The 14,850-nt window shown below is 41.7% G+C and carries 6 protein-coding genes; 2 read left to right on the top strand and 4 right to left on the bottom strand.

Annotated features, from left to right (window positions below; genetic code table 11):
* Positions 1-17 precede the first annotated feature (17 nt).
* The gene (locus tag DWX33_RS16075; RefSeq protein ID WP_008778503.1) at positions 18-3,191 is read right to left on the bottom strand and encodes a SusC/RagA family TonB-linked outer membrane protein; all 3,174 of its coding nucleotides are present in this window, start codon (positions 3,189-3,191) and stop codon (positions 18-20) included.
* 399 nt (positions 3,192-3,590) lie between these two features.
* Between DWX33_RS16075 and DWX33_RS16080 the strand changes: the two genes are divergently transcribed.
* Positions 3,591-6,533 (top strand): SusC/RagA family TonB-linked outer membrane protein, encoded by a 2,943-nt coding sequence (locus DWX33_RS16080; protein WP_122380670.1) that lies wholly within the window; start codon positions 3,591-3,593, stop codon positions 6,531-6,533.
* A 13-nt stretch (positions 6,534-6,546) separates the two neighbouring features.
* Positions 6,547-8,091, top strand: a complete 1,545-nt coding sequence (locus tag DWX33_RS16085; protein ID WP_005865336.1) for a SusD/RagB family nutrient-binding outer membrane lipoprotein — start codon at positions 6,547-6,549, stop codon at positions 8,089-8,091.
* Between the two features lie 95 nt (positions 8,092-8,186).
* Here DWX33_RS16085 and DWX33_RS16090 read toward each other — a convergent pair whose 3' ends face one another.
* From DWX33_RS16090 to DWX33_RS16100, 3 genes are all read right to left on the bottom strand, one after another.
* Positions 8,187-9,659 (bottom strand): ATP-binding cassette domain-containing protein, encoded by a 1,473-nt coding sequence (locus DWX33_RS16090; protein WP_122144500.1) that lies wholly within the window; start codon positions 9,657-9,659, stop codon positions 8,187-8,189.
* A 136-nt stretch (positions 9,660-9,795) separates the two neighbouring features.
* Positions 9,796-11,283 (bottom strand): SusD/RagB family nutrient-binding outer membrane lipoprotein, encoded by a 1,488-nt coding sequence (locus DWX33_RS16095; RefSeq protein WP_057327194.1) that lies wholly within the window; start codon positions 11,281-11,283, stop codon positions 9,796-9,798.
* A gap of 25 nt (positions 11,284-11,308) precedes the next feature.
* On the bottom strand, positions 11,309-14,554 hold the full coding sequence (locus tag DWX33_RS16100; protein ID WP_005865330.1) for a SusC/RagA family TonB-linked outer membrane protein: 3,246 nt from the start codon (positions 14,552-14,554) through the stop codon (positions 11,309-11,311).
* Positions 14,555-14,850: the final 296 nt, after the last annotated feature.

The raw sequence follows: 14,850 nt of genomic DNA on the forward strand, positions 1-14,850 counted from the left end.
CTTTTTAAAGTTACTTATTATAATACGACTTTAATACCACCACCAAACGTACGGTTTGTCGGAGCCGCACCAAATTCACCAATTTCAGACAAGATGTCATTACCATAATTCGTACCTTCCGGATCTACGTAGTTGTTCTTTTTCGGGGTCCACATAAATAAATTACGTCCGATCAAACTAACTTGAACCATAGAGAATGGGGTTTGTTTCAACCATGCTTTCGGCAAAGAGTAAGAAAGTGTAATCTCTCTTAATTTCAAGTAATCTTTAGGTAAAATCCAATTTCTATACTGAGCGTAGTTGGAGGCGTTATTATAGTAGGTATTAACAGCGCTAGAAGCACCTCCCCAATGTACGATAGGTATATCATTCTCTACGTATTGACCATTTACGACTTTCACGGAATTAGGAACCACAAATGGTTCACGATTATTAAACACCGTATAAGTAGAGTTTCCGGCAAATGTAAGCAATTGAGAGGTATATGAATAGAACTCACCGCCATTACGCCAATCTAATACCGCTGATAAAGTAATCCCTTTCCATGTGAAATGCGTATTAAAGCCCATCAAGAAATTAGGAGTAGACGTTCCTACGATCTCTTTCTTGCTAGCATCAATTGTCGGCATACCGTTATTATCAACGATCACCTTACCATCATCGGTCGTGGCCAAAGCCGGAACCTTGAAAACGCCCAAAGGCTGACCTACTTCCGCAACGAAATCCACTTGATAGGAACTTGTCAATTTATACTCAGTTACATCATCCCATAACTCTTTCACCTCACTCCAGTTCTTACTGAAAGTAAAACCTAATCCCCACTCGAAATCTTTCGTACGAACAGGAATGCCATTCACTGCCAACTCGACACCTTGATTCGCAATCTTACCTACGTTGCGGGTCATAGACGTATAGCGAGACTCCGGAGCCAGGCTAGCAGATATTATCTGATCTTTCGTACTCTTATTATAATAAGCAGCATCAATATCCAAGCGATTGTTAAACAGATGCGTTGTTAAACCGAACTCCCATTCTGTCGTGATCTCCGGACGAAGATCCATACTCGGCAAACGATTATACTCTGTCAAGCCTAATGTATTATTAATAGGTAAATATAAATCTCCAAAACCTAAACTGATTTGAGTCGGTGTAAAATAACTGCTAGTACGGTAAATCGGGGCATCGTTACCAGTCTGTCCCCAAGCTGCACGAACCTTCAAGAAATTCAGATAATCAGATTTCAAATCCTCAAACATATCCGTGATGATCAATGAAGTATTCACGCCACCATAGAAAAAGCTATTATTTCCTTGAGGTAAAGTAGATGACCAGTCGTTACGAATAGAAGCATTCACAAACCAGAAATTCTTGTAACCAAACTCACCTTGAGCGAACAAACCAACCAAACGGCGTCTATCAGAGTAAGTCGTAGTCATGGGCTTATCAACACCATTCGCTAGGTTAAACCATCCCGGTTGCTCCAAACCATACAGATAAGATTTCAAATAAGAACTCGTTTGTTGATTCAAGTTCCATCCAATCATACCATTCAAAGCGATATCCTCACCGATTTTATAATCCGCGTTTAAGAAAGCGGTCGCATCAATTTGCTCCACCTTGTCACGACGTTCCGTATAAGTACCGGGCTGCTGCTTCTTACCACCTAATTCACTCCAAGACCCTGAAGCGAAAGTCACTTTTTCATTCCATCTCTTTTGAGTAGCGTTCGTAAAGTCACCACCTAAACGTCCAACCGCCTTCAAACCTTTCATAATCTCAAAAGCAAGCTCGATCTTACCATAGACACGGTCGTCTTGATATTTATTACGATTATGATCTAACACCCAATATGGATTCTCCGCATAAGCAGTATAGAAGTTATCCGTATTAAAATAAGGATTCGTATAATCTTTCATTGAGCTAATATCTACATCCACGGCATGTTGCAAAATCTCAGAAAACATCGTTGCACCATCATCTCCTTGGCCAGCAGCAGCTTGTGTGATATCTTTACGGACATAGTTCAAGTTTAATTCCGCAGAAAAACGTTTATATTTCATATTACCTCTTAACGAGATTGTATTACGAGCATATGAATCAGCGTCACCCGGTAATACACCGTCAGACTTCACATTACCATAGGAGGCAACAAAACCAAGTTTATCATTACCCATACGAATCGAGACGTTATTATTCGTCTCAAAACCAGTTTCATAAAAATCACGAAGATTGTTCTTTACATACGAGAAAGGCTTAGAAAGCGGAGTTAATAAACCTTCTGAGCCGTCTGAGTAAGGTCCCCAGATATGATCACGACCATCCAAAACCGGTCCCCAAGAACCATTCTCCATAGGTCCGAAAGATCCCCATCCTTGTCCGAAACGATCTTGTGTTTGAGGAACACGCAATACGCTAGATCCCATAAATGAGCCATCGTACGTAACAGAAAGCTTCTCAGCCCCAGCCCGTTTTGTTGTCACCATGATAACACCATTAGCAGCCCGGCTACCATAAAGGGCAGTAGCGGAAGCACCCTTCAAGACTGTTACAGACTCAACATCCTCTGGGTTAATGTCATTAGCTTGGTTACCAAAATCCACTGAGTTAGAGAAAGAATCCTCACCTTGGAAATCATTCATAATAGGCACACCATCCACCACATACAAAGGTTGATTAGCACTGAAAGAACTGATACCACGCACGATTACTTTCTGAGAAGAGCCTGTAGCACCACCGCTAGTAATATTCAAACCCGCAACCTTACCAGTCAAGCCTGACATCACTGATCCAGACTTAGCGGCATTCAAATCTTCACTCTTCACAGTAGAGGCTGCATAGCCCAACGCCTTTTCCTGCTTTTTCATACCAATCGCAGTAACGACAACCTCCTCAAGATTCTGGGTACCAGACTGAAGGACTACCCTCAACACATCTTGTACCGGAACCTCACGAGCAATCATGCCCACATAAGAAATTACCAGAGTCTTCGCGGAACTTGGTACATCCAAACTGAACGCACCATCAAAATCCGTTACTGTTCCTGTAGTAGTACCTTTGACTATTACAGACGCACCAATAATCGGTTCACTGTCTTCGGCGGAAATAACAGTTCCTGTTACTTTCCTCGTCTGAGCTGTGGCCAATCCAATGCCTAAAACTAGGCAAAGTAAAAGATAAGTCAACTTTTTCATAGACACACTCTTTTTTTGTTTTACTTACATATTATTAATTCGCAATAGATTTTTAGCAACATGAAAATTAAGGTTCGGATAAATGCAAATATAACAATAATTTTATTATAACAAGTAAACAATTAAAAAATTTCAATAAAATAACAAGAAAAGATAAACGGGTAGAAAATTTGGAGACTTTTTTAGCCCCTAATTTAAATATTATAATATATACACAAGAGATTACGGCTTACATCAAGTATAAAGAATTACATATTTAACACTTTGAGAGATAAAAATATACATAAAATAACAGCGAACGATTCCTGCGTACATCATGATTTTCAGATTATAACAAGGTTCCGCGAAAACTAAGTAATAATAAAAAATAATCTATTATTCATAGGTTCCGCGAAGACTCTGGTATTCTCTTATGTGGGAATGGTGGCGAAAGAAGTTCCTATCGAGCCTGTAATGAAAGTGGAGCTACAATCAGGGGCACAGAACCTAAGTGAAGTCGTTATTACAGCCATGGGTATCTCCAAAGAGAAAAAAGCTTTAGGTTATGCGGTACAAGATGTAAAATCTGATGAGTTAACGCAAGCGGCAAACTCCAGCCTATCGGGAGCCTTACAAGGAAAAGTCTCCGGATTAGAGATTAAACCATCTAGCGGTATGCCCGGTGCTTCTTCTCAGATAACGATTCGTGGAGCCCGTTCATTTACAGGGGATAACTCTCCTCTATATGTTGTAGATGGCATGCCTATTTCTTCTGCCGCAGACATGAGTACTTACGATAGCGTTAGCGGAGCAGATTATGCGAACCGAGCAGTCGATATCGATCCTAACGATATCGAGAGCATTAACATCCTGAAAGGACAAGCAGCTTCCGCCTTGTATGGTATCCGTGCCTCTAATGGTGTAATCGTTATTACAACAAAAAGTGGTAAAGGGGCAAAAAAAGGGAAACCACAAGTATCGTTTTCTTCTAACTTGAGTTTTGACAAGATTTCCAGAAAACCTCATCTTCAGAATATATACGCTCAAGGTAGTAACGGTAAATTCAATCCTAACGCTTCAACTAGCTGGGGACCTAAAATCTCAGAATTACCCAATGATCCTACCTACGGAGGAAATACAGATAATACATACACCAAGCAATCGGGCAAACATGAAGGTATGTATTACGTTCCTCAACGTGCCAATGCAGGAATGGATCCATGGACTACTCCACAAATTTATGATAATATAGGAGAGTTCTTTGATTTAGGTACGACTTGGAACAATTCATTAAATGTCGCACAAGCATTGGATAGAGGCTCTTATTCCTTTTCTTTGGGTAGTACTACCCAAGATGGTATAGTCCCTACTACAGGTATGGATCGTTACAATGTAAAATTAACAGCGGAATCCCGATTGGAAGAGCATTGGACTACCGGTTTTTCCGGAAACTTCGTGAATTCAAAAATCCAAAAATCTACCGGAGCTAATGACGGTATCGTGGCGACCGTATATCCCGCACCCGCTCATTATGATTTAGCAGGTATACCATCCCATTATGCCAATAATTTATACCAACAAAATACGTATCGCGGTACAGGAGGATTCGACGCTGCCTATTGGTCTGTCAACAACAATGAATTTACAGAAAAGACCAATCGTTTCTTTGGTAACGCATATGTAAACTTCGGTACAAAATTCAATACCGAAAATCATAAGTTAGATGTAAAATATCAAATGGGTGCAGATGCTTATACTACCCATTATCAAGATATTTGGGGATATGGACATGCGAACGGAAAAGGACAGATAGAAAACTCGGGATGGACAACAACGACGTTCAACTCTCTATTAACCGCGACTTACGCATGGAAGATCTCCGAAGCTTGGGACTTTGATGCCTTACTGGGTAATGAGATCGTACAAGACAATAATAAATATTACTGGCAATATGGTGGTACATATAATTTCCCGGGATGGAATCACATCAATAACACCGTAACTAAAGATAATGAAGAAAAACAGAGCAGCCAACGTACAGTAGGTTTCTTTGGCAGTCTTTCTGCTTCGTATAAGAATATGTTATATTTAAATGTTACGGGCCGTAATGACTATGTATCTACAATGCCGGCAGGCAACCGCTCATTTTTCTACCCTTCCGTATCGGTAGGCTGGATATTGACAGAATTAGAACCTTTAAAGAACGAAATCGTAAATTACGCGAAAATCCGTGCTTCGTACGCTGAGGTTGGACAAGCCGGGAAATACTATCAGAACTACTATACGACTCCTTCTTTTGGTGGAGGATTTTATAGCGGGACACCTTTGATGTATCCTATCGATAGTCAAAATGCTTTCACAGAATATGGGATCGTGTATGACCCCAATTTGAAACCTCAAAATACTCGTTCTTATGAACTAGGAGCGGATATTAGTTTCTTCAACAATTTGGTATCGATTAATTACACTTACTCTCGCCAAAATGTAAAAGATCAAATTTTCGAAGTACCATTAGCATCATCCACGGGATCAAGCAGTTTTATGACAAATGGAGGAAAGATTCACACGAACGCTCATGAGTTAACGGTGAATATCAATCCAATCCGTTTGAAGAATGTAGATTGGAATATCGGGATCAACTGGAGTAAGATCGATAATTATGTAGATGAATTGGCTCCCGGAGTAGAAAGTATCTTCTTAGGCGGATTTACGACTCCTCAAGTACGTGCGGGTATTGGTGATAAATTCCCAGTAATATACGGAGTCTCTTACGCAAGAGACGATAACGGTAACTTGATTGTCGACGAGGATGGAGTTCCCATGGCTGGTAAAGATGATGTAATCGGTAAAGTCTCTCCGGATTTTATCCTTGGTTTCAATACAAATTTACGTTTGTGGAAATTCAACATTAGCGCTGTATTCGACTGGAAGCAAGGAGGACAGATTTATTGTGGAACAAATGGTCTTCTTGACATGTATGGTGTAAGTAAAAACACTGAAAATCGAGAAGGATCATTCATTGTTGAAGGAGTTAAGGAAGACGGCTCCAAAAACACGACACCTATATCCGGAGCGAACGAGATGCAACATTATTATGAGACGATCAATAATATCAACGAATCTTCCGTATATAATAGCTCGTTTATTAAGTTAAGAGAATTAGCTGTTAGTTATCCTGTATTCCAGAAAAAATGGTTAGAAGTCAACTTGAATGTTTTCGCAAGAAATATCTTGGTTTGGTCCGAACTTGCTAACATAGACCCGGAATCCACTCAAGGAAACACGAATATGGCTGGTTCTTTTGAACGTTTCTCATTACCAACAACTTCTAGTTACGGTTTTGGTCTAAATGTTAAATTCTAAAATGATTACTCATATGAATAAATATAAGTTAACGCATGGATTATTGGCTCTGGCATTGCTGGCAGTTCCTATGATTTCTTGTACAGATAGCGTAATGGACGATATTAATGTAGACAAAAATCACGCACAGGATGTACAAGCCAAATTTATTGTAACAGACTTGATCACTTCTACCGCATTCAGCACCGTAGGAGGCGATTTCTCTACTTATGCATCTGTATATATTGAGCAAGAAGCAGGTATTCATAATCAGTTATTCAATGCCGAGACTCGAAATGGAGAACCATCTTCAACAAATACTTATAACAATGTATGGTCTTCTACCTATACCAACCTAAAGAACGCTAAAACAGTAATAGCTAAGTGTTCCGGAGAAGGAGAAGAAGCAGGTAACCAAATCACGCTAGGAATCGGACAGTTTTTCGCCGCCTATAACCTAGCGGTACTTACCGATTTATTTGGAGATGTGCCTTGGACAGAAGCTTGCGATATGAATATTAGCATGCAGCCTAAAATAGACTCTCAAGAATCTATTTACAGTGACATCTTTAAATTAATAGATGACGCTATCAGTAATTTCGATGGTACAGATGCCATGGGAGCGGTAGGAACAAATGATCTGGCTTATGGGGGCAACGGAGGTAAATGGAAAAAAGCGGCTTACGCCTTAAAAGCCCGATTAACAATGCATCTCTTAAATAGAGCATCGGACAAGACCGCTTCATTGAACACTGTCCTAGATTGCATATCTAAATCGTTTGAATCTTCAAGCGAAGAGTTAAAATTTAATTTCTATGATGGTGTCACCAATATCAATCCTCTATTTGGGTTCTGCTTTACTCGTGATGCTCTAGCCGCTAGCCAAAGTATAGTGGAAAAGTTTGTAGAACGTAACGATCCGAGGGGAACACGTGCCTTTATGGACCCGGACTGGGTACAACGTGAAGATCCTTCAGAGGTTAACGCCGCACCAAACGGGAAGCCTGAACAAGTGCAATTCACATACGACACTTCCATATTTTATGGCTCTTCTTTAGCTCCGACAATGATGCTAAGTTATCATGAATTATTATTCCTGAAAGCAGAAGCTCTTTGTCGATTGAATAAAAAAGACGAGGCTGAACCAATACTAAAAGAGGCGATACAAGTAGCATTTAATAACATGAATCGTTCTATCCAAGCAACGATCAATTGCCCGGATTTATTAAATTATGGAGGGGCTACAGCAAAAGCCGATCTAACAGAAGAGGTTGCCGCTGAATATTTTGATAAGAACGTAAAACCGTTATTCGAGGCTAACCCGCTGAAAGAAACCATGATCCAGAAATATCTTGCTTTCTTTGGCGCATCAGGTGAGGCTGTCGAGGCTTATAACGATTATCGTAGATTAAAAGCGGCGGGTGAAGACTTTATCACATTAAAAAATAAAGGTAAATTCCCATTACGCTTCATTTATGGCTCTGGTGACGCAACAGCAAATAACAATATCAAGGAAGCTGTTGGCGATGGCCAATATGTATACAGCGAACCGGTCTGGTGGGCGGGTGGTAGCCGTTAAATGACCTTATAAATTCATAGTTATGATTTTTTCAATTCATACTTATCTTTTGAAAAATCATAACTATGTTTTTTTCAAGTCCTTATAAGGATAATTTACGCATGCTTCACTAGCTCGAACCGCTTGTCTACGCAAGCAGGTAATTCATGCGGGTAATGGGTTACGTAAATCAAGGTTTTTCCCGGGCGATCGCAGAATTGCTCGATAATAGCAGCCGCCTTTTTCTTATTGCTCACATCCAGACCGTGGAGAGGCTCATCTAATATAATTAAATCGGGATCTTTCACGAAAGCTCTCGCTAATAAAGCCAAACGTTGTTCTCCCGATGATAAGGTCAAGAATAAACGGTCTTTCAAATGTTCGATGCCAAAAACTTTCATCCACTCCAAGGCTACCGTTTCTTGCTCCGCATTACACTTACGAAACAAGCCGATCGAATCGAAAAAGCCGGAACCGACAATATTCAAGGTAGGGACATTCTCTTTATAATATAAGTGCATCTCCGGCGATACATATCCGATACGCTTCTTGATATCCCAAATACTTTCCCCGGAACCTCTCTTTCTATCAAACAAATACAACGTATTCGCATACGACTGGGGATTATCCGCGTAAACCAAACTCAGCAAGGTAGATTTACCAGCGCCATTCGGACCGAATAACGCCCACTTCTCCCCATTCTTGATTTCCCAATCCAAATCTTTCAAGATCGTACGGCTACCATAGCGTATTTTCACATGTTCCATGCGTAAAGTCACCTCATGTAAAGAGGCTATCTTGTTCATATCCACAGGCAAACGAACCTTTCCAACTTCCTCGCATGCATGAATGCCTTCCGTTGGAAAAAGACGGGCGATTAATTCCGTATCCGACATAAACTCCTCTCGAGTCAGCGGAGGCAAGCAAGTACAATCATGGATAGGCAATACATGCGTGATCATTGCCGGTATGTCATTGGGGTTAGATAATAACAAGACAACTTGAACACCATTCAATTTTGTCATTTGCCCCAGCATCTCTACCAATAAATCCCGGGAAGGAGCGTCTAAGCCGATAAAAGGATTATCCAAGATCAAGACACGAGGACGGCTAAGCAACGTCCTGACAATCAAGAATTTTCGTAATTCACCACTTGATAAGAAGATCAACCGCTTAGGCAATAAATCCTCTATACCGAAAAGAGTCAATATCTTCGCTAAATTATCAGAGCCGGCATATTCCTTCAACAATTCCTCGACAGTAGGCATCTCCTCCGTCTCTGTCGAATGCCAACGCTGTTGGTAATAAGAATTCCGGCAATCCGCCAACGAATAAATATCCTTAAACGCTATACTCTTGATAAAGTCACTTACCTTACCATCCCCGGAGAACACGACCTCACCTTCCTTAAAAGCGAATTTACGCTGCATAATATCCGCTATCAAGGTTTTACCAGCGCCATTCGGACCGACCACAGCCCATTGCTGCCCTTCATCAATTCTCCAATTCACGGGTGCCGTAAACCGCAATTCCGGCAAACGAGTAACGATATTCTTAATATCGACCACCATCATTCCTTCTTTTTCCATCTTTTTTCTAAATAAGCCAGACAAAGGTACATAGTTTATTTAAAAATGACAGCATAATGACAAAAAAAGGGGCCACTCATCACGAGCAGCCCCTCTATAGTATACAGGCACTTGGTATGTCTATGTTAACTAGTAGTTAATGAACGCCTGTACGTGTATCCCACCACATTTGTTTACCCCACAAATTATCCACGACTTCCGCATCGAACGGAGCGCAATTCGCATTGTTCAAATTACGTTCCTTATCAGGATACGGAGAGCGGAACGGGGGTACGTTATGATTAGAATAGTTTGCCGGACGGCCCGGAGCCGGATACAAGTTGTCTGGCACGCCTGTACGGCGATACAATGACCAACCTTCCATTCCTTGCTTGAACATGGCAACCCATTCCTCATAATAAATCTGTTTCTTATCATTCGTGAACTTACCCGCGTTCGCAAGGTAATCCGCTATATCTTCGGCAGATACGCTATTCTCTTCCATGGAATAGGTAACAGCCTTATTGTATGCGTCCTCTGCGGAGATTCCGGTATTCCATCCCAACATAGATGCCTCAGCGACACAGAACCAAGGCTCAGCGACACGCATATAAGGAGAAAAACCAGCCAAGTCCGTGAAGAAACGTGCTCCCCAAATGGAATATTTAGAAGCTACCGCATTCGCTTTCGCCCCGATCGTATAACCTACATACTTAGGTTCACCGGCCTCCACACTTTCTTTTGTGGGTTGGAAATAAGATGAGCGACGAGGGTCCTCACGTGTATTCATATGATCCACTATCACGTCTGCGGCACAATACTCCGTCTTACGTGTACGATAACCGTCTGCCATCGGTTCGTAATAGTTGGGGTCTGTTCCGATCCACCAGAAGAAAGCATTATCATCGTTGCTTTCCATGATCGGATACTTAGTGGGATTACCCATGACTTCCTCTACGGTCTCCTTAGCCAATGCCGGGGAAACCTCTGAGATACGCATCGCTAAACGAAGACGCATAGAATTACAATATCTCTGCCACTTCTCGATATCACCACCGAATAACAAGTCTCCCTCGCCTAAATCATCACTACCACCATCGGCAAAGCCATCCGCAGCTTCCTTCAACGTAGCCAATAAGCCCGGATAAATATCCTCTTGCTTATCATATTTCGGCTGCAAGACCCCATCTGTCATCTTAGCGGCATCCGTATAAGGGACATCCCGCCAACGATCCGTGGCTACCTGCATCAAATGAACCTGCATAACCTTCGATACGTTCAGCATATTAGGAGTCTCATTAAACGTGGCACGCTTCTCGATATCTTTTAGGTTATTCAATATACGATACAAATACTCCCAGTTCGTATCCTGTACACCCGTACGGAAATTATAGCGGGACTCGTCGATATAAGTCATCTTCGAAGCATATCCGCAAAAAGTCATCGGCTCATCCATCGCGAACCACCGATCATACAGACGATAGGATGTGTAATATAAAGAATACGCCAGAAGATTCGTCGTAGGCACATCCGTAGGGCTATCCGGGTCTGTATTGACCTCCTCAAACGAATCGGTACACGAGCTACCGAATACAGTAGCGCCGACCATCATAGCCATCATGAAATTCTTGATATATCTTTTCATATTAAATTCCTCAGATTAATGTTGATTAAAATGTTACACCTAATTTAAGACCAAAGCTACGAGAAGGAGGATAAGAGTTGGACTCAAAACCTACACCAGAGTTAAATCCTCTGCTTGTAGCCGTAGTCTCGGGGTCATCGCCACCGGTACTTGTAGACTCCGGATCAATATGAGCGATATTTGACTTATGCACCCAAAGCAACGCCAAGTTCGTACCAACCAATGATACATGAGCGGCCTTGATACATTTAGTCTTCTCTAGAATTGATTTCGGGAAATTATACGTCAGGTGAGCCTCACGCAATTTCAAGTAAGAACCATCGAATACCGACATCTCACAAATCGTATAATAATTATAGAAGAAGTCCTCCGCGTTGACAGCGACATCATTAATCTTACCATCAGCGGTCTTGAAGACCTTGTCCGTCATATAATTCTGGCCAAGTACGACGCCATTCTCACGCAAATCGCCTTCTGCCGTGTGTTTCAAGATACCCGTCTGAGAACCGAATGCTTGTGTAACAGAATATACGTCACCGCCCAAACGGAAATCCAATAAGAAACCGAAGCTCCAATCCTTATAAGAGAACTCATTGCTGAAACCAGCCAACCACTTCGGCGTAACATCACCGATCTCTTTTCCAGCCTCGTAGACAGGAATACCATCCTCTACCAAGATCGAGCCATCCTCATTATATACGTAACCAGTACCTACCAAAGTACCCCAGCTTTTACCGACCATCGCATAGTTCTTCACGCTCCAGCTACTACCGATTTGGTAAGCGTCCAAAGACTGTCCGGTAACGGGATCTGTATAAAGCTCATCGATTCGACTCTTATCCTTCGCCCAGTTCAACGTAGCCGTCCAGTTGAATCCCTTCGGATTCTTGATGATATCACCGGATACCTGCAACTCGACACCCTTGTTGCTGATCTTTCCAGCGTTGATATACATAGAGGTATAACCGGTAGAGGTAGCCACGTTCGCATTCATGATCTGGTCGCTCGTCACCTTATTATAATATGCGGCATCAATATGCAAACGATTGTTGAACAAATTAGCCTCAACACCAACTTCCCAAGTCTTTACGCTCTCCGGACGAAGATTTGTAGGAGGAAGGATTGTCGGATTATAGAACAATGTAGTACCATTGAACGAAGAACTGATCAATGAATAATAAGCGTTCGAACGATACGGGTCCGTTGCGGAACCGATCTTTGCCCAACCACCACGCAATTTCAAGAAATTCAAATAATCGCCATTTTGCAATCCGGGGAATGTCTCGGTCAAGATCCAGCTACCACTGAAAGAAGGATAGAAGAAAGCGTCCTTGATCGTAGAGTCCCAGTCATTACGGACACTTACCTCGGCATAAGCCATATTCTTGTAGCCGATAGAGGCATTAGCGTATACAGAGTTTGAACGACGTTTCTCATGGTCGTTCAAGGTGTACGGGGTTCCATGAGCGTTCGCTACGGTAAACAATCCCTCTGCGGTCAATTCGTCCGCACCTGTCCCCATGATAGCTGTTTGATAATCACGATAGTTGGCTCCAGCCAAACCATTCAAGGCCCAATCACCGAAGTTCTTGTTCACGTAGGCGATAAAGTCCGCGTTAAACTCAGTCATCGAACGGTCGAAGCTACGGAAATATCCATTCGGATAGTCGATATTCCATAAAATACGAGAGAACTGATTAGAATCGTAATGATCCAAGCCCATACGACCTTCAAACTTTAACCAATCGGTCGGTTTGATATACAAAGAGGTCTTGCCATAGAAACGATTACGATCATAACTATTGGTATTCTTATTCAATGTCCAATATGGATTCGCATGGAAAGACTGTATCCAGTTATAATGCGTATATTTTCCATACTCATCCACTTGATCCCAATTATTCTTCAAATCTTTCAAATCAACTTGACGACCAAACCACTGCATGATAGACTGCAAAGCATTCGTACTGTTATATCCCGTACCCGGCAAGTTTGCGCTTTTCGTGCGAATATAATTCGCGGACAAGTCGAAATCAATATACTTATTAAACGTCATTTTCGTGTTCACCGCCATAGCATAGCGCTTCTGATCAGTGTTCGGGGTCGTACCGCCTTGATCACGGAAAGATAAAGACGCGCGTGTAGACGTTTTATCCGTAGAGGCAGACAAAGCCACCGTATGATTCATAGAATAACCCGTTTGGAAGAAATTCTTGATATTGTCCGGGCTGGAAACCCAAGGAGTAGCCTGACGCACGCCATCGATCACCGGGCTATTGTATTGCGGCAAATTCAATCCGATATCCAAGCGAGGTCCCCAAGACTCATCTGCGTTATCGTTGATACCACTACCCATACCATCTACATAATTGTAACCATTCTCCAAGGCAAAAGCTTGATAATCGCCAGAATATCCCCCCGCTTGCGCTTCCTTCCAATCATACTCGGAAGCGTAATAGCCTTGTCCGTACTTATTCTGCAATCTAGGCAAATTATAAACCCGGTCAATCGTGATATCACCCTCATAAGAGATAGATACACCCTTGTCTTTCTTACCGGATTTAGTAGTAACCAAGATAACGCCATTACCGGCACGCATACCATACAAAGCGGCAGATCCACCCTTTAACACAGAGATAGACTCTATATCCTCCGGATTAATATCATTCAAGCCGGAACCCAAGTTTACAGTGGCACCTTTCGCGTTATCATTAGCGATAGGCACACCATCCACAACGATCAACGGTTGGTTATTACCAAAAGAGGAATTACCGCGAACCACGATATTCTGCGACGCACCAACCTGTCCACCTTGAGAAGTAATCTGCACACCGGCGATCTTACCGGAAAGTGAGGTCGCCAAGCTCTGTTGGCCAGCTTTTGTCAACTCATCAGATTTCACCTCTTGCAGGGCATAACCCAAGGCTTTCTTCTCACGAGTCAAACCCATAGCGGTTACAACCACCTCATCCAACGCTTTTGAATCCGAGTCCAAAACAACGTTGATCACGGATGCCACAGGTACTTCCTTCGTTTTCAATCCTACATAAGAAATAAAGATCATCTTAGCGTCTCTCGGTACATCTAAACTAAAGTTTCCCTCAAAGTCCGTAACCGTACCAATCGTAGTGCCTTTCACAACGACAGCCGCACCGATCACGGGTTGCTGATCTTCCGATGATATAACATTACCTGTTATCTTCATCGTCTGTGCCGTTGCGACTCCTATGCCTATAAACAAGCATAATAACAAAAAAGTCAACCTTCTCATAAACACACTTTTTGTTTAACAATTAATTATTTAAATCAAAATTCACACATAACTTACCATAGTTTACGAAGAACTTAGTTTAAAACAGCAGGATTATACATGCATATATTTAAAATTACATTAAAATATTCACTTTACTTTTACATACAATCATACATATACCTAATCTTCACACCGCAAATATAAAGAATATTTTCTGTTAAAAACAAATAATATAATAGTTTTATGTCATCAAAACAGTCAAATATATTTCACAACGTCATTTTTAGACCTATTAAATGCATATTTTGACACAC

It is taken from the genome of Parabacteroides sp. AF19-14 (assembly GCF_003635485.1).
Classification (GTDB): Bacteria; Bacteroidota; Bacteroidia; order Bacteroidales; family Tannerellaceae; genus Parabacteroides; species Parabacteroides distasonis.

Coding starts and splice junctions, on each gene's coding strand:
- DWX33_RS16075 (WP_008778503.1), bottom strand. CDS start 3,191: ATGAAAAAGTTGACTTATCTTTTACTTTGCCTAGTTTTAGGCATTGGA.
- DWX33_RS16085 (WP_005865336.1), top strand. CDS start 6,547: ATGAATAAATATAAGTTAACGCATGGATTATTGGCTCTGGCATTGCTG.
- DWX33_RS16090 (WP_122144500.1), bottom strand. CDS start 9,659: ATGGAAAAAGAAGGAATGATGGTGGTCGATATTAAGAATATCGTTACT.
- DWX33_RS16095 (WP_057327194.1), bottom strand. CDS start 11,283: ATGAAAAGATATATCAAGAATTTCATGATGGCTATGATGGTCGGCGCT.
- DWX33_RS16100 (WP_005865330.1), bottom strand. CDS start 14,554: ATGAGAAGGTTGACTTTTTTGTTATTATGCTTGTTTATAGGCATAGGA.